General features: G+C 69.3%; 14 protein-coding genes. 6 read left to right on the top strand and 8 right to left on the bottom strand.

Annotation, left to right across the window (positions count from 1 at the left end):
- Positions 1-5: 5 nt before the first annotated feature.
- Entirely contained in the window at positions 6-1325 is a 1320-nt protein-coding gene (locus ACTJLD_RS15370) for a hypothetical protein (RefSeq protein ID WP_440659223.1), read from the bottom strand.
- A 162-nt stretch (positions 1326-1487) separates the two neighbouring features.
- Here ACTJLD_RS15370 and ACTJLD_RS15365 point away from each other — a divergent pair, with 162 nt between their 5' ends.
- From ACTJLD_RS15365 to ACTJLD_RS15350, 4 genes are all read left to right on the top strand, one after another.
- Positions 1488-2054: a tetratricopeptide repeat protein gene (locus ACTJLD_RS15365; protein WP_440659222.1), complete on the top strand. Its 567-nt coding sequence runs from the start codon at positions 1488-1490 to the stop codon at positions 2052-2054.
- Between the two features lie 109 nt (positions 2055-2163).
- Complete coding sequence (locus ACTJLD_RS15360; RefSeq protein WP_440659221.1) at positions 2164-2613, top strand: GNAT family N-acetyltransferase; 450 nt, start codon at positions 2164-2166, stop codon at positions 2611-2613.
- A gap of 137 nt (positions 2614-2750) precedes the next feature.
- Entirely contained in the window at positions 2751-4169 is a 1419-nt protein-coding gene (locus ACTJLD_RS15355) for an HD domain-containing phosphohydrolase (protein WP_440659220.1), read from the top strand.
- A gap of 78 nt (positions 4170-4247) precedes the next feature.
- On the top strand, positions 4248-6062 hold the full coding sequence (locus ACTJLD_RS15350) for a histidine kinase (RefSeq protein WP_440659219.1): 1815 nt from the start codon (positions 4248-4250) through the stop codon (positions 6060-6062).
- On the opposite strand, the gene ACTJLD_RS15345 is transcribed toward ACTJLD_RS15350, so the two are convergent.
- The 3 genes from ACTJLD_RS15345 to ACTJLD_RS15335 are packed head-to-tail and all read right to left on the bottom strand — an operon-like array spanning position 6025 to position 9226.
- Entirely contained in the window at positions 6025-7728 is a 1704-nt protein-coding gene (locus ACTJLD_RS15345; RefSeq protein WP_440659218.1) for a cobaltochelatase CobT-related protein, read from the bottom strand. The two genes, ACTJLD_RS15350 and ACTJLD_RS15345, sit on opposite strands and share 38 nt — an antisense overlap.
- A gap of 4 nt (positions 7729-7732) precedes the next feature.
- On the bottom strand, positions 7733-8935 hold the full coding sequence (locus tag ACTJLD_RS15340) for an ATP-binding protein (RefSeq protein WP_059813305.1): 1203 nt from the start codon (positions 8933-8935) through the stop codon (positions 7733-7735).
- A gap of 30 nt (positions 8936-8965) precedes the next feature.
- Entirely contained in the window at positions 8966-9226 is a 261-nt protein-coding gene (locus ACTJLD_RS15335) for a hypothetical protein (protein ID WP_440659217.1), read from the bottom strand.
- A 172-nt stretch (positions 9227-9398) separates the two neighbouring features.
- Between ACTJLD_RS15335 and ACTJLD_RS15330 the strand changes: the two genes are divergently transcribed.
- The gene (locus ACTJLD_RS15330) at positions 9399-9974 is read left to right on the top strand and encodes a GNAT family N-acetyltransferase (RefSeq protein ID WP_230961200.1); all 576 of its coding nucleotides are present in this window, start codon (positions 9399-9401) and stop codon (positions 9972-9974) included.
- A gap of 67 nt (positions 9975-10041) precedes the next feature.
- On the opposite strand, the gene ACTJLD_RS15325 is transcribed toward ACTJLD_RS15330, so the two are convergent.
- Positions 10042-11259, bottom strand: a complete 1218-nt coding sequence (locus ACTJLD_RS15325; protein ID WP_440659216.1) for an ATP-grasp domain-containing protein — start codon at positions 11257-11259, stop codon at positions 10042-10044.
- Between the two features lie 42 nt (positions 11260-11301).
- Positions 11302-12246: a hypothetical protein gene (locus tag ACTJLD_RS15320; protein WP_059855770.1), complete on the bottom strand. Its 945-nt coding sequence runs from the start codon at positions 12244-12246 to the stop codon at positions 11302-11304.
- 167 nt (positions 12247-12413) lie between these two features.
- Between ACTJLD_RS15320 and ACTJLD_RS15315 the strand changes: the two genes are divergently transcribed.
- Positions 12414-13289, top strand: coding sequence for a LysR family transcriptional regulator (locus ACTJLD_RS15315; protein WP_440659215.1), 876 nt, complete (start codon positions 12414-12416; stop codon positions 13287-13289).
- 56 nt (positions 13290-13345) lie between these two features.
- Here ACTJLD_RS15315 and ACTJLD_RS15310 read toward each other — a convergent pair whose 3' ends face one another.
- On the bottom strand, positions 13346-14614 hold the full coding sequence (locus ACTJLD_RS15310) for an ATP-grasp domain-containing protein (RefSeq protein ID WP_124672398.1): 1269 nt from the start codon (positions 14612-14614) through the stop codon (positions 13346-13348).
- A gap of 51 nt (positions 14615-14665) precedes the next feature.
- Positions 14666-16099, bottom strand: a complete 1434-nt coding sequence (locus ACTJLD_RS15305) for an MFS transporter (RefSeq protein ID WP_440659214.1) — start codon at positions 16097-16099, stop codon at positions 14666-14668.
- Positions 16100-16111 lie beyond the last annotated feature (12 nt).

Genomic DNA, 16111 nt, shown 5'->3' with positions numbered 1-16111 from the left:
GGTAATCAAACGAAAACTTGCCAGGCCAGCGTGACCCAGACCACGGTCAGCGCGATGCCCAGCAACACGGATTGTCGGGACGCGTAGCGTTGCGGCAGATAGTGTAATGCGACGAGCGGTGCGCCCGAGCACACGAGCGCCGCCGCCATCTGCGATGACAGCACGCCGTGCGTCACCAGCAACAGCGGGGCGACGGCGGCGAACGGCAGCGCCAGCGCGGCAACGGTCAGACAGTCGGCCCGGCGCTTCGCGAAGGTCGACAGCGGCAACGATTGCATGAAGTGCGACGCGTGCAGGTGCGCCGCCTGCAAATCGCGATACGTCGTCGCCGCGATCAGCACGATGACGGCCTGCGCGATCAGCGTCAGCGGAACGGCGCGCTGGTCGAACCCCCAGAGCGCAAGCAGGAAGCATGTCGAAGCGGTGACCGCACCCATCATCAGGCAGTGCCCGGCGGTGCTCGCGGCGCGATCCCGCAGGATGCCGATCTGCAGCCTCGCGACGGGCGGCAGCCCGTTCCGGACAAGGACGCGGATCGCATCCGCGATGCGACGCGAGAATGCCCCCGGCATTTCCGAACGGGCGGCCCGCGCAGGGGCCGTATGCGCAATCGCGAAAGCGGCGAGCAACAATGCCACGGTCAGCCACGCGGGACGTATCGCCCCCTCGGCGTGAAAGCCGCCGATCAGGAAGACATTGGCAACGATCAACGCGATTGCATTGCGGATGTTGCGCGACAGCGCGGTCAATTGCCATCCGAGCGTGATCAGGAACAGGTCGAGAACGAACAGGTAGTTGATCGCTTTTTGCGGCAGGAAGGCGAGCGCGATGGCGGCCGCAAGCACGGGCAGCAGCAGCGGCGTACTCGCGACGATCACGACGATCGTGTCGATGGCGCGCCGGCGGCCGCTGGAGACGGGCAAGGACGCGAGGAAGGTGGCGAACGGCCCCCCGGTGATGGCACGACGCTGCGCCAGCACCCACAGGATGCCCACGGCTTCGAGCAGATGCACCCACGCGAACCGCCATTCGATGCCATGCGACGGTGCCAGTGCCGCGAGTACCGGCGCACCCAGAATGCGCGTCTGCGAAAACACCGGCATCGCCGGCAGCAACAGCATGGCCAGCAGGAGCAGCGCCTGCCAGTGCCTGCGCAGCAGGTTTGACGTCGCGAGCGCGTACCACCTCAGTCGGCAAGACAACATCGCTTCCAGCTCCCTTTCACCGTGCAAACGAACCCGGCATCCTGCCACGGTGGTCGCCGCGGCACAACCATCCCCGCCTTTGGCGGCCGGGGCGGCACGCACGAGGTCACCGTGCCGCATGAGAAACCGTCGCTGCGAATCGCCGCGTCGGCGGGCGGGTCACGGTGGCACGAGGCATCCGTCAGCGTAGCGGATTCATGCGCACGAAGCCGACGCGGATCGTTCGACAGGTGCCGGACAGGTGCGCGGCAAGTCGCGACACGCGCGTCATACGGCTCGGGTATGCTGGACGAATGCCGGGCGGATGAACGGGCAGGACCGCAACACGGCACGCCACACCACACCACACGCGATCGCATCGCAACCACCGGCCGCACCGGGCCGATTTCAACTCAGGAACAGGGATTCGACATGGCGGAACTGGACAACGAGCTGTATGAGCGCATCGGCGCGCTGAGCGACGCGGGCGATGCGTTGATGGAAGACGGCGACTACGAAGGCGCACTGGAGAAATTCCGGGCGGGATTCGACCTGCTTCCCGAACCGAAGACCAACTGGGAGGCCGGAACGTGGTTGATGGCCGCGATCGGCGACGCGAATTTCCTTCAAGCGGACTACGCTGCCGGGTGCGACAATCTCGGCCAGGCGATGCACTTCCCCAACGCGATCGGCAACCCGTTCCTGCACCTGCGGCTCGGCCAGTGCCAGTTCGAACTGGGCAATCTCGACCGTGCGGCCGACGAACTTATGCGCGCATACATGGCGGGCGGGCCGGAGCTGTTCGAGGACGAGGATGCCAGGTACTTGCGATTCCTTGCCACGCGTGCGGAAGGCATCGAGACGCCCTGACGCGCGCCGTGCGTGGCGGCTGGCGGCCGGAATCGCGAGCAGGCTTTGGCGGCCGCGTCGCGCCGCGATGCGATGCCTGGCGTTTTCTCCACGTGTGCACGACCTGCCCATGAACCTGACCTTTCCCCTCGCCGCCCAATCCGATGCCGAAACGCTGGTCGCCATTCGCATCGCCGCGATGCGCGACAGCCTCGAGCGCATCGGCCGCTTCGATCCGCGGCGTGCGCGCGAACGCTTTCTCGCGTCGTTCGACCCGGCGTTATGCCGCTTCATCGAAGCCGATGGCGTGAACGCGGGTTTCTTCGTGGTTCGGCCGCAGGAAGACCACTGGTTGCTCGACCATCTGTACATCGTGCCCGCGCACCAGGGAAAGGGCATCGGCGCGGCCGTGCTGCAACGGATCTTTGCCGAGGCGGACGCGCAGCGCGTGCCCGTGCGTGTCGGCGCGCTGCGCGGCAGCGATTCGAACCGTTTCTATATGCGGCACGGCTTCATGCAGGCCGACGAAGCGGAGTGGGACATCTACTACGTGCGCGAACCGGGTTCGGCGACGGCGTAGATCGCACATGCCCGCGCGTCGTGACGACGCATGCGGGGTGTGATCCGGGTGAGCGCATCAGCGTTTTCCCGGATATCGAATGCGCGGCGCATGCCGATGATGCAGAGAGAATATAACTACATGATCCGAGGCCAATCATGACGACATCTGCAACAAACGGACCGAATGCGGTATCGCCTGAAACGACCGGGGCGGCAGCGACATCCGACGACGCGGATGGCGTGCCGTCGATCCTGCTGGTTGACGACGAGCCGAGCGTGCTGTCGGCGCTCCGGCGCGTGTTCCGGCCCGCCGGCTACGAGATCCTGACCGCGGAAAGCGGCGAGGCCGCCCTCGAGGTGCTGGCGTCGACCGAAGTCGACCTGATCGTGTCCGACATGCGGATGCCCGGCATGAGCGGCGCGGAGTTCCTGGCCCGTGCCCGGGCGCTCTACCCGGACACGATGCGTATCCTGCTGACCGGTTATGCGGAGATCGCGTCGGTCATGCAGGCCGTCAACGAAGGCGGCGTCTATCGTTACCTGAACAAGCCGTGGGACGATCACGACCTGCTGCTGACCATCGAACAGGCGTTGGAGCAGCGCCGTTTGCGGCACGAGGCGGCGCGGCTCGCCGCGCTGACGGAAGCGCAGAACGAAGCGCTGCGCCGTTTCAACACGGAACTCGAAACGCAGGTTCGCGCGCGCACCGAGGAACTCGGGCAGACCGTGATGTTCCTCGAAGCCGCGCAGCGCGACCTGAAAAGCAGCTTCACCGCGATGGTCCAGGTGTGCGCGAGCATGATCGAGATGCGCTGCGGGTCGGCCAGCGGTCACGCGATGCGGGTCGGCGAGATTGCGCGACGGCTCGCGCTGGCCTCCGGGATGAGCGAGCTGCATGCGCAGGACGTCTACTTCGCGGGGCTGCTGCATGGCATCGGCAAGCTGTCGCTGCCGGACGAATTGCTGCACAAGCCGCTCACGCGGATGACGGCGGAAGAGCACGGCCTGTTCCAGCAGCATCCGCTGCGCGCGCAGATGGTGCTGACGCCGGTCGCGCAATTGCACAAGGTCGCGTCGATCGTGCTGCACCAGTACGAGCGCTTCAACGGGCGCGGCACGCCGGACGGGCTGGCCGGCGACTCGATCCCGCCCGGCTCGCGGATCGTCGCGATCGCGCGCGATTTCGAAGGGCTGCGCAATGGCGACATCGGTGCGCCGCATTCGGTCGAGCAGGCGCTCGACGCAATGCGTTCGCAGGCCGGCGTGCGTTACGACCCGCACATCGTCGAAAACCTGGCCGAACTGATGCGGGACCCGGCGAGCCTCGGCATCGCGGCGTCCGTCGCGGAGATCAAGTCCGCGCAGCTGCGCGAGGGGATGCAGCTCGCCGATGATTTGCGCACGCATCGCGGCGTGCTGCTGATGACCAAGGGCAGCGTGATGTCCGCACACCAGATCGAGCTCGTGCGCCGCTTCGAGATGCGCGAGGGGACGGCGTTCGACATCCTCGTGCTGGCCGGCCAGGCGGCGAAGCCGGCGCAGGGCGTGCCGAATGCCGGCGCGGCGCCTGCCTGAGCCCGGACGCGCGGCCTGACGGCCGCGGTGCGCACGCGCGCCGCGGCAACGCACTCACCTCGATTCGGGCGCTCGATCATGCACGGCACCTACAATCTTCCGCTCGTCCTGCTGTCGGTCGCGATCGCGACGCTGGCCTCCTATACGACACTCGACCTCGCCGCCTTCATTTCGCTGCTCGACAACCCGAAGCTCAGGCGCATGTGGCTGGGCGGCGGCGCGGCGGCGATGGGGACGGGCATCTGGTCGATGCATTTCGTCGGCATGCTCGCGTTCTCACTGCCGATTCCGCTCGGCTACGCGTTGCCGGATACGGGCGCGTCGCTGGCGATTGCCGTGCTCGTGTCGTACTTCGCGCTGTATGTCGTCACGCGCGCGCGGCTGGGCTGGCGGCGTCTGCTCGCGGGCGGCGTGCTGATGGGCGGCGGGATCGCCGGCATGCATTACGCGGGGATGGCCGCGATGCGCATGGCGCCCGGCATTCGCTACGATGCCGTGCTGTTCGCCGCGTCGATCGGCATCGCGGTGATCGCGTCGACCGCCGCGCTGTGGATCGCGCAGGCGCTGCGCGCGCGGCAGGCGGGCCATGCGACCGCCCAGCGCGTCGGCGCGGCCGTCGTCATGGGCGTCGCGATTACCGGCATGCACTACACGGCGATGGCGGCCGCGCATTTCGCGCCGGACGCGCGATGCGGGGCCGCGAACGGAGTCGACACGCCGTGGCTCGCGACGACCGTCGCGCTGTTTACGACGGGAACCCTGGTCGTCACGCTGTTGCTCAGCCGATTCGATGCGCGCACAACCTTCCTGCGCGGGATGACCGATACGCTCGAGCGGCTCGTGCGCTTGCGCACCGTCGAACTGGAACGCGCGCTGCACCGCTACGAACAGACAACGGCGATGCTGCAACGTACCCGCGAGAACATGGCGACCGAGATCGACGAACGCAAGGCCGCGCAGGCGCGGCTCGAACAGGAGAAGGAGGAGCAGCGGCGCCTGTTGCATGCGCTCGAGGAAACCCACGTGCAGCTGCTGCAGTCGGAAAAGCTCGCGTCGATCGGTCAGCTCGCGGCCGGTGTCGCGCACGAGATCAACAATCCGATCGGGTTCGTCAGCGCGAACCTCAATACGTTGAAGACGTGGGTGCGCAGCCTGCTCGACGTGATCGCCGCGCATGAAGCCGCGCTGCCGCAGCTCGATCCGGCCGCGCGCGATGCGCTGACGGCACTGGGCCGCGCGGCGGACCTCGACTACGTGCGCGGCGAGATCGCGACGCTGATCGACGAGTCGATCGACGGCGCGTTGCGCGTGCGGCGCATCGTGCAGGACCTGCGCGATTTCTCGCGCCCGGCCAGCGACGAGTGGAGCGTGGTCGATCTTCGTGCAGGGCTGGAAAGCACGCTCAACGTCGTCCACAACGAACTCAAGTACAAGGCCGAGATCGTGCGCGACTACGGCGACGTGCCCCAGGTCGAATGCCTGCCGTCGCAGTTGAACCAGGTCTTCATGAACCTGCTGGTGAACGCGGCGCAAGCGATTCCCGAGCGCGGCGTGATCACGATCCGCACGTCGAGCGACGGCGAGCAGGTGTCGATCGCGATCAGCGACACCGGCACGGGCATGACGCCCGATGTCGTCCGGCGGATCTTCGATCCGTTCTTCACGACGAAGCCGGTCGGGCAGGGCACGGGGCTCGGCTTGTCGGTGTCGCACGGGATCGTCGAGCGCCATCGCGGCACCATCGACGTGACGAGCGAACCCGGGCGCGGTACGACATTCTGCGTTCGGCTGCCGATCCGGCGGGCCGGCGGAAACACGAACGAAAGCGTGAACGAGACTGCGGCCGTGGCGGAGGTTAGCGCCGGTCCAGCAGCGTATCGCTCAGGACACTGAACGCCGCGGCCGGCAGCTCGTGCAGATGCTCCACCACGCTGCTGACCGGATAGAACGCTTCGACCGAATCGTCGAGAATCCCGACACCGATCAGTTCGACGCGCCGCTCGCGCAGCGCATCGACGCGTGCGCGCAGGTCGGTGCGCAGGATCGCCGGGTTGCCGTCGCCGGTTGCCGGGTAACCGTCCGACAGCACCATCAGGATCCGCCGCCGCGCACGCTGCGCCAGCAGCCGTTCGGCGGCCCAGCTCAACGCTTCGCCGTCGGGATTCTCGTGGCCGCATTCGATGCACGCGAGGCCGCTCGGGTTGTCGGAATCGAAGCGCTTGTAGACGCGCAGGTCGAGCCGTTCGACGAAGCGGTTATAGCCGAACGTGTCGCGGCCGGCGTCGATCCAGCGCTGGTAGTGCGCGCGCATCGCGGCGTCTTCGACGGAGCTGTAGCCGAGCGCCTCGCACGCGAAGCCGAGCTGCATCAGCGCATCGCACAGCGCCGCCGCGCACAGGCGGGCGAGCTCGATCTTCCTGCCGGCCATCGACCCGCTGCAATCGATCAGCAGGCCGACGGCCGCGTCGCGCCCGGGCGCGGCGCGCCGGACACGGAACGGCGTGCGGTAGCCGGGCGACGTGACGAGGCGGGCGAGCGCCATCCGGTCGAGTTCGCCGCGCTCCTGGTCGCGCTTCCAGCGCGTCTGCTCGTCCACTTTCAACGCGCGTTCGAGTCGCAGCTTGAGCGGCTCGGTCTGCGCGCGGGCCGCGCTTCGCAGGCGGTGCCAGCGCGCCGCGTCGCCCTTGCCGGTGAAGTCCGTCACCGTGTCGAATGCGGTAGTCAGCGGGACCGACAGCAGCGGCCGATGGTCCGCGGACAGGAGGATCGTGCCGGGTGCCGCATCGCCCGGCGTCGGTGATGCCGTGGACGATTCCGTGTCGGCGATCGCGCCCGCGCCCGATTCGGCCGAAACCGGCGCACGTGCATCGTCCGGCGCGCCCGGTCCGTCCGAGTCGAATTCGGCGGCGACGCTGTCGCTGTCGATCGTGCTGCCCGGATCGGCAGTGAACATCATGTTGTTCGCACCGGCCGAGGCCAGCGCGCGGACGCGCTCGACGATCCGGTGCGCGGCGCGGATGCTGTCGGCCGTCGAAGTCGCGGCGCGTGCTTCGTCGACGAGATCGTCCGACGCGGCGAGCGTCGCGTCGAGCGACGGGATGCGCTCGATCGTGGCTGGCGGTTCGTCCCACAGCGCGCACTCGATGCGCCATACGAGCCTGTCGCGCCACGCCATCCGTGGCCAACGTCGAAGCGTATCGGCGGCCGACGCCACCCGCATTTGCCGCAGGAACGTCGTCGCGCCGGGATAGCGCGCAACGAGGCAGCCGGCCACGCGCCGGTCGTCGATCGCCTGCGCAATCGCGCGCACCGCGGGCGACACCAGCGCGGCAACGTCATCGATCGCACCGAAGCGGACCCGCGCCGCATAGAGATCGACGAGGCCGACGATCGCGTCGTCGTCGACGTCGCCCGCGAGCAGCGTGTCGGGCAGCACCAGCAGGTCGCGCCGCGCGAGCGGGCCGTGGCGCGCGAACCGTACCTCGATGCCGTGTCGTTGCGCGAGCGTGCGGGCCAGCCGGGTCAGGTGGAGCGAGCGCGCATCGTCGTCGCGGTCCATCGCGTCAGGCCCCGACGTCGATGTAGTGGCGAATGATGCTGCGGATCAGGTCGGCGTCTTCCGCGCCGACCTTCGCATAGATCGTCGGGCCGGCGGCCGCTTCGGGATCGCCGGTGCGCAGCATCAGGTCGGCCCAGTCGATCAGGCGCCGCGTCGAGAACGCGCTGGCCAGATCCTCGCGGACGAACGCGGCGCGGCAGTCCGCCGCGATCGCCGCGAGCGTGCCGGCCATCGCCTCGGTCATGGCCGCGCCGAACGTGCGCTGCAGCACGCGCGCCTCGTCGGACGGCGGCAGGTAGTCGAGGCGGTACACGCGCCAGCGGTCGAGAAACGCCTCGTTCATCACGTTGGCGCCCTGGTAAAGATGGCGGAACTGCCCCATCGCGCCCGCCGCGTTGGCGGTCGCGAACAGCCGGAACGACGGATGCGGGACGACGATCTCGTTGCCTTTCTCCTTGAGCAGCAGGCGTCCGGCCGGTTCGAGCACGGCGGTGAGCACCGCGAGGATGGCTGGTTCCGCGAAGTCGATCTCGTCGACGATGAGCCACAGCCCTTCGCGCATCGCGGTCGGCAGCACGCCGTCGACCCAGCGGGTCTCGCCGCCCTTGACGGTCCAGAACCCGACGAAGTCGCCGACCGTCGTCTGCCCGTTCATGTTCGAGCGCAGCACGCCGTGGCCGGCCAGCGCGGCGGCCTGCTCGATCAGGCTCGTCTTGCCGGTGCCGGTGTGGCCGATCAACAGGATGCGCCGGTTCTCGACGATGTCTTCCAGCACGTCCGTCGCGCGCGCGGTGAACAGGTAGGCGGGGTTCCGGGGCGGCACGAGCGGCCCGCCCGGGCCGCGCGGCATCGGCACGCCGCCCACCTGCACGACGTGCGCCGCATCGCCGGTGGCCGCCGGCCGCGATGCGTGCGCGTGTCGGAGGTCCTGCATGAACCGGTCGCGATGCGCGGGGGCCGCATGGTCGCCCGTTTCGCGCCGGACGAAACCTTCCTGGATCCACTTGTGCAGCTTCGCATCGAGGTTGTCCGCGTCGACGACCGTATCGACCGACGTGCTGCCGTCGGGACGATGATGCTGGATGCGGTACATGTGCGCGCGTTCGGAGCGGCTGACGATCCATTGCCCGGCGGACGGGTCCGCCAGTTGCCGATAGACGCCGAGTACCGACGGGGCGGAGGGAGTGGGGTCAGCGGGTGCGTTCATGGTGGCGAGCGAGAGTGGGCGGCCGGCGCTTCATGCCTTCGATGCGTCGCGACGATTGTATATTTTTGGCGCGAAGGGCGACATGCGCGCGGGAATCGTTTCGTTTCCTTTCGTTTCGATGCGGCGCGGTGCGTAGCAGGCGGCGCGTCGGCCTGCCGTCATCACGTGATGGCCAGGTGTAATGCGCCGCAGCATGATCTTTCGGCACCCTCGCGACGGAATCGAAACGCTTTTTCGGTGCCGATCCGTCTGCAACGCCGCGACGTGTTGCAGTCCGTCGGCAACCTCCATGCGCGTCATCGTCGCTCGACCCCTCGCCTGACGCCGACCTCCGGGGCGTACGACGAAGCCCACCCGTCACGTTGGATCGTGGGCCGTCACGCCTTGATCAACGGGGTGGATTTTCAGTACCGTAGCAGGCTTGATCGCCAGGCTCCCATCGCGCCTCCCCGGGTAGCCCGGCGTGACATCCAACCATGCGCCGGTCGTCGATGCCGGCGAAGGAGTGTTGAACGTGACGGTGACAGGAACGGACGAGCGGGTGATCCGACGTGCCAGCGCGCTGGATGCGCCGGCCGTGCTGGAGATCTTCGATGAAGTGATTGCGTGGTTCGTCGACATCGGCAACGACGGGCAATGGGGGCGCGAGCCCTGGTCGACGCAACCGAAGCGGATTGCGCTCGTGACGGAAGCCTGTGCGCTGCCCGACGCGTGGGTGGCGGAATCGCCCGACGGCCGCATCCTGGGCGCCTTGATCCTGGGCGAATCGATGCCCTACGTGCCGCCCGCGACCGAGCCGGAAATCTACGTGAGGGTGCTGGTTGCGTCGCGCGATGCGCGGGCGCGCGGTGTCGGCCGGCGGCTCATGGCCTTTGCGGATGAGCGCGCCCGGGCTGCCGGGGTGCAGCGCTTGCGGGTGGATTGTTATGGGGGCGGGACCGGCGCACTGGTGCGCTTCTACGAGTCCTGCGGGTATGAGCGGCTATCGACCTTCGACGTGGACGGGTGGCCGGGGCAGTTGTTGGGGCGCACGGTGTGACGATGCCGCTCAGCCGGTCAGGCCGGCACGGCGCCTGTCGAGTCGGGCGCTTGTGCCGGCCGTTCCGTCAGCCGGAAACGGCCGGTGGTGCGACAGACGCCCGGTGGGCCGACGAGCCGGGATGCGCGGGCGTCTCGTGCACATCGTGCGCAACCGGCAGCGCAACCCGCACATAAAGAAACGCACGCCGCTCGCGATCGGGCAACACCTGCGGCCCATAGCTGATCGTGACCGTGCCGTCGCGGATCTCGCCCGCCTGCGCGAAACGCCATGCGCCGGGGTCGCTGTCGAGCAGGAATTCGGCGCGCGCATACGCGAGCGGTTCGAACCGCTCGGGAATCGCGACCGGGCGCCCGTCGAGCTTGTCGAGCAACGCTTCGGCCACGTCGAAGCCGTAGCCGTCGCGCACGATGTCGCAGATGAAGCTGCCGGCGATGCGCGGATTCAGTTCGATCACGTGCGGCACGCCGTCGTGCACGATGCAGTCGAGGTGCACCGGCCCCCACGTCAGCCCGGCGGCCGCCGTTGCGCGCGTACCGACGTCGATCAGCGCGCGCAGCGTCGGCGTGTCGAGATCGAGTTCGGATGTGTAGCCGCGTTCGAGAAAGCCGGCGCCATGCCGCTTCAGCTTGCGCATCGCGCCGACATAGCGCCCGTCGAAATACTCGACGCAGTATTCGTTGCCGCCCAGGAATTCCTCGATCACGATGCGCTCGGTCGCAAGCGCCTGTGCATCGGGTCGAGCGGCGGCGAGCGCGTCGAGTTGAGCGCGCACGTCGGCGATGTCCTCGCAGCGCCGCACGCCGTCGCTCGCCGAGCCTTCCGACGGCTTGACGACGACCGGGAAACGCAGCGGAGCGGCCGCGGCTGCGAGTGCCGCCGGCGCGGCCAGCGTGCCCGTGACGAATTGCGCGGCCGGGATGCCGTGCGCGGCGAGCAGTGCCTTCTGGTTCGACTTCGACACCGCGTGCGCGACGTGGCGCGCATCGGGGCCGGGCAGGCCGAGCGCGTAGGCGACCGATGCGGCGGTGCGCGCATAGGTGTCGTGCGCGGTCGTCACGCGCAGCGTGTCGATCTCGTCCGGATAACGCGCGCGCAGCCAGCCGGCGAGCAGTGCGGCATCGGGTTCGAGATTGACCGTCTCGACGCCGTCCGGAAAGACGCCGTCCAGACTGTGACCGGGCGCGGTGATGACGGTCACGGCCGCCTGGCGGGCGAGCGCGCCGCGCACGAGCGCGAGGCTGCTGCCGGTGGCGCGTGCGCCGATCACGATGAGTCGCTTCATGCTGGATCCTTGATCGGTGAAGAAGGGGGCATTGCGTGCCGGTCAACGTGCGCGCCGGCGCAGGCGCTGTGCCTCGAGGCGCGGCAGCAGATGCTGGACGACGCGCGGGAGCGTGTAGATCGGCAGCTGCGCGCACGTGAACACGAGCGCCATGGTGGGCGTCGCGGCGAGCCCGAGCGCGGCCCACATCAGGCCGACGTTGCGATTGGCGACGATCAGCGCGACATTGAGCCGTGTGCGGACGTCGCCGGGCGTGAGCCCGTACGCGATGATCTGGAAGCCCGCGTTGACGGCGAACGCGAGTGCGATGGCCGTCAACGCGCGGTGCGGCGCGTCGATGATCGATTGCTGCATGCCGGCCATCGTGCCGAGCGCGAACACCAGCAGCGCGGCGACGACGGTCGCATCGATCGGCGTCGCATAGCGGTCGAGCCGGGACCCCGCGAACCGCCGCACGAGCAGCGCAACGCCCTCGGCGCTGCCGATCAGCAGCGCGAGCCGCAACGCGAGATTCAACGGCGAGATCGACACGGCCGCATCGTGGCTGAACCAGGCCGTCAGCAGCGGCGCGGTGAGCGGGACGAACACCATCGACGCGAGAGTCGCGACGAGCGCGACGCTGGCGTCGAGCGACAGCATCCGCGCGATCGTCGACGTGCCGCTCGACGGCGGCGCGCAGTACGCGATCACGAGCGCGACCACCCAGTCGTACGGCATGCCGGCGAGCCGCGCGGCGATGCCGAGCGCGACAGGGCACGCGATCATCGTCGCGGCGGGCAGCAGCAGCGACACGGCCGGCCGCCGCGCGACCGCGCGCACGGCGCTCGGCTCGACGCGCAGCAGCGTGCCGAGCACGAACAGGAACACGGTGACAGGCATCAGCGGCCGCGCGAGGTCCGCGAGCGGCGGCACCAGCAGCCCGAGGCCGACGCCGCCCGCGAGCACCGTCGGGCCGCGCCGCACCAGCGCGGCTATCAGCGTGCGCACGGGGGCGCCTCGGGCCGGTGGTGAACGGCGGCGAAGCCGGGGCAGGCGGCGGATGGCATGCGGTTTCCTCGAAAGGGGGTGGGCCGGTACGGGATATCCGTCAGGCTATTCCTGATTATTGGCGAAGTAAAATGATATAAACTGCATCGGGAACAAGAGATAGTGATATGAACATTCCTCTGCTCGAAACCTTCCGGGCCGTCGTTCAGGAAGGCAGCGCGCTGCGCGCGGCCGAACGGCTCGGCTGCACGCAGTCGAACGTCACCGCGCGCCTGCGCCAGCTCGAGGAGTCGCTCGACGCGCCGCTGTTCGACCGGCACGGCAAGCGGCTGGTGCTGAACGACGCGGGGCGCCGGCTGATTCCGTATTGCGACCGCATCCTGCGCCTCGTCGACGAAGCGACGCAGGTGGTGCGCGAGACGCCGGTCGCGCGCAGCTTCCGGCTCGGTTCGATGGAAAGCACGGCGGCCACGCGGCTGCCGGCGCTCGCCGCCGCGTTGAAGGCGCACGATCCGGCGCTCGGCCTCACGGTGCAGATCGGCAGCGAGCCGGATCTGGCCGACGCGCTGCTGCGCGGCCGGATCGACGCCGCACTGACCGCGCGCGCGGTCGTCCGGCCCGGGTTGCGCTACGAGCCGGCGTTCGCCGAAGAGATGGTGCTGGTGAGCGCGGCCACCGTCACGCGGCGGCAGGTACTGGCCGACAACACGGTACGGCTGCTCGCGTTTCACGACGGCTGCCCGTATCGCGCGGTCGCGGAGCACTGGCTGAAGGCGCGCGGCATCGCGATCGGGTCGGTGGCGTCGTTCGGCACGTTCGGCGCGATCCTCGGCTGCGTGGCGGCCGGCATGGGCGTCGCGATCCTGCCGAAGCGGATCACGACCGAGCACGTGGCGCGCAAGGAGCTGCGGACGCACGCGTTCGACGATCTCGACAACGTGACGACCTATCTCGTCACGCCCGAGGAAGCGCCCGCGCTGCCCGAGCTCGACGCATTGCGCACGGTGCTCGGCCGGCAGTCGGGCGCGCTGCTCGCGCGTTAGCGGAGCACAACGCAAGCGCACCGCATGCGCGGCGCCGATCGCACCACGCGGAGACACTAGGCCGACTCGACCGCCCGTTCGTCCGCGAAGAAATCGGCCTCGATCTCGCGGATGCGCCGGCAATCCTCGAGCAGGCGCTCGAACGTCGGGCTGTAGAGGCCGACCGTGCCGAGCGCCGTCTGCAGGTCGGTCGTCACGCGCAGCGTGTCGCCCACCTTGGCCCATTGCTTGAGCCCGACGAACGACGGCAGCGCCTGGATCGCCTGCCAGGTGAAGTCCTGCCGGAGCACGCCGTTGCGCGACGACAGCAGCAGCACGTGCCCGCAGTAGCCGCGGAAATCCGTCGCCGCGGCGGCTTCGCCGAACAGCCGCTCCGGATGCAGCACGGCCTCGACGGCGGCCGATACATGGTTCTCGCCGCTGACCGCGCTCGTCAGCCGAGGATCGAGGCTGCCGTGCAGCCGCGCGTTCAGCTCGACGATCGTCGGGCCGTCGGCCGTATCGAACAGTTCGAGATGGGTCGGCCCGAAGCGGACTTCCAGCGCGTCGAGCACGTCGGCCGCGTAGTCGAGCAGCGGCGCGTAACGCGGGTCGGCGTGATTCAGCACCAGCATCTTGTCGAGCCTTGGTGCATGCGTGCGGTCGCGGTGCACTTCCCACAGGCTGACCACCCGATGGCGGCCTTCGAAGGACACCGAATCGACGATGTATTCCTGCCCCTCCGAATAGCTCTGGATCACGATGTCGTCGTTCGGCTGGTTGTAGAGCGAGCGGGTGGCGAGCACGTCGCGTGCGGCGGCCTCGACCTGGTCGAGCGTCCGGCAGATCTTCACGCCGGCCACGCCCGCGCTGCGGGCCGGCTTCACCACGAGCGGCAGCCTGCCGTGCGCGCGCGCCCAATCGAGCGTGGCGTCGACCGACGTGCTGTGGAAGTGGGCCGGTGCGCGCAGGCCGGCCTGGCGGATGCGCTCGTTCATCGCGTACTTGTCGCGGCGCGCGGCCGAGGTCGCGAGCGGATTGCGGTACGGCACGTCGAGCCGCTCGGCCAGCGTGTCGGCGAGTTCCAGCGCCGCGTCGAGGCCGTGCAGCACCGCGCCGATCCGCAGGTCGGCCAACTGCGCGAGCGTTGCGTCGAGGTCGCCGCGATGCTGGACCTGGCGGATGTAGTCGGACGGGACGAACTGGTTCCGGTAGATCTCCGGCAGGTCGGGGTCGCTGATCACGTGCGCGCAACGGATGCCGTAGGCGCGAAACGCGGGCGCCAGATAGGCGGCTGTCGACGCGCCGTCGACGATCAGGACGGTATCGATGAAACGATGCGGCATGGATTCCTCGCTGGGCTGTGGGATCGGTTGAAGGAGGCGACCGGTGCGGGTTCAGGCCCGCGTGCCGGGTTCGGGCGCATCGCCGGGCCAGCGTGCGGCCAGCACGATGCAGACGGCCACAAGCACGGCCGCGACGGCGAATGCGCGTGCCGCGCCGGCCACGATCGCGGCGCCCTGGCCCGCGACCAGCGCGCCGAGCGCCGCGACGCCGACGGCAGCGCCCACCTGGCGCGCGGTATTGAGGATCGCCGACGCGGTGGCCGAGCGGCCGGCCTCGACGCTGCCGAGCAGCGTCGACGTCAGCGCGGGAATCGCGATGCCGCCGCCGATCGCCATTGCCGCGAGCCCCGGCGCGAGCAGCGCATACGGGGTATGCGCACCGAGGGTCCGCCACAGCCACACGTAGCCCGCGAGCGACACCGCAAGCCCGACGATGACGGTCGCGCGGAATCCATGGCGCACAGCGAGGCGCGCGCTCGCGATGTTGGCGAGCATGATGATTGTGAGCGGTGCGAGCGCGAGCCCCGATTCGGTCGCGGTGAAGCCGCGCGCATTCTGGAAATAGAGGCTCAGCGAGAAAATCAGCCCGTAGAACGCGGCATTCGTGATCGCGCCGATTGCGAGCACGCCCGGCACGCGCGCGATCCGGAAGAACGCGAGCTGCAGCATCGGCGCGGCCACGCGGCGCTCGATCGCGACGAACAGCGCGCCGAGCGCGGCCGACGCGGCCAGCGCACCGGCCGCATACGGGTCGCCCGGCCCCTGCGCGCCGGCCCGGATGATCCCGCCCGTCAGCAGCGCGAGCACGAGCACCGCGACGATCTGGCCGGCCGGATCGAACAGCCGCGTGCGTGCGGCGGCCGAATCCCGTACATGGCGCACCGTGAGCCACAACCCGGCCGCGCAGATCGGCAGATTGATGAAGAAGATCGCACGCCAGCCGAGCGAATCGATCAGCAGCCCGCCGAGCGTCGGCCCGGCCGCGCTGATCGCGCCGCCGGTCGCGCTCCACCACGCGACGGCCCTTACGCGCGCGGCGGCATCGTTCGCGCACGCATGCGTGATGAGCGCGAGCGACGTGGGCAGGATCATCGCGGCGCCGACGCCCTGCGCGACCCGCGCGGCGATCAGCGCGGCCAGCGACGGCGCGAGCGCGCAGCCGAGCGATGCCAGCAGGAACAGCGCGAGGCCGTACGCGAACAGCCGGCGGCTGCCGAAGCGGTCGGCCAGCGTGCCGGACGTCAGCAGCAGCGCGGCGAACGACAGCGTGTACGCATCGACGATCCACTGCAGCCCGTGGACGCTCGATCCGAATGAATGGCCGAGGCTCGGAATCGCGACGTTGACGACGGTCACGTCGAGCTGAACGATCGCGAAGCCGAGGCTTGCGGCCGCGACGGTCGGGAAGATCGCGCGCAGCGACGTGCGATGTGGCGGTGCGATGGCGGCCGGCGCGCCGCCGAGCGCCGGAGCGCGATCGCTCATTGCGGCCTCCGT

Origin of the sequence: Burkholderia sp. 22088 (assembly GCF_052045915.1) — a bacterium.
GTDB lineage: Bacteria > Pseudomonadota > Gammaproteobacteria > Burkholderiales > Burkholderiaceae > Burkholderia > Burkholderia cepacia.
The sequence above is the reverse complement of the archived record's forward strand: the minus strand, read 5'-3'. Positions and strand labels throughout refer to the sequence as shown.

What these genes read in the sequence shown, in the direction of transcription:
- ACTJLD_RS15370 (WP_440659223.1), bottom strand. Translation starts at nt 1,325, where the DNA reads ATGCGGCACGGTGACCTCGTGCGTGCCGCCCCGGCCGCCAAAGGCGGG.
- ACTJLD_RS15325 (WP_440659216.1), bottom strand. Translation starts at nt 11,259, where the DNA reads ATGAAGCGACTCATCGTGATCGGCGCACGCGCCACCGGCAGCAGCCTC.
- ACTJLD_RS15355 (WP_440659220.1), top strand. Translation starts at nt 2,751, where the DNA reads ATGACGACATCTGCAACAAACGGACCGAATGCGGTATCGCCTGAAACG.
- ACTJLD_RS15350 (WP_440659219.1), top strand. Translation starts at nt 4,248, where the DNA reads ATGCACGGCACCTACAATCTTCCGCTCGTCCTGCTGTCGGTCGCGATC.
- ACTJLD_RS15365 (WP_440659222.1), top strand. Translation starts at nt 1,488, where the DNA reads ATGCTGGACGAATGCCGGGCGGATGAACGGGCAGGACCGCAACACGGC.
- ACTJLD_RS15360 (WP_440659221.1), top strand. Translation starts at nt 2,164, where the DNA reads ATGAACCTGACCTTTCCCCTCGCCGCCCAATCCGATGCCGAAACGCTG.
- ACTJLD_RS15310 (WP_124672398.1), bottom strand. Translation starts at nt 14,614, where the DNA reads ATGCCGCATCGTTTCATCGATACCGTCCTGATCGTCGACGGCGCGTCG.
- ACTJLD_RS15340 (WP_059813305.1), bottom strand. Translation starts at nt 8,935, where the DNA reads ATGAACGCACCCGCTGACCCCACTCCCTCCGCCCCGTCGGTACTCGGC.
- ACTJLD_RS15305 (WP_440659214.1), bottom strand. Translation starts at nt 16,099, where the DNA reads ATGAGCGATCGCGCTCCGGCGCTCGGCGGCGCGCCGGCCGCCATCGCA.
- ACTJLD_RS15315 (WP_440659215.1), top strand. Translation starts at nt 12,414, where the DNA reads ATGAACATTCCTCTGCTCGAAACCTTCCGGGCCGTCGTTCAGGAAGGC.
- ACTJLD_RS15335 (WP_440659217.1), bottom strand. Translation starts at nt 9,226, where the DNA reads ATGGAGGTTGCCGACGGACTGCAACACGTCGCGGCGTTGCAGACGGAT.
- ACTJLD_RS15345 (WP_440659218.1), bottom strand. Translation starts at nt 7,728, where the DNA reads ATGGACCGCGACGACGATGCGCGCTCGCTCCACCTGACCCGGCTGGCC.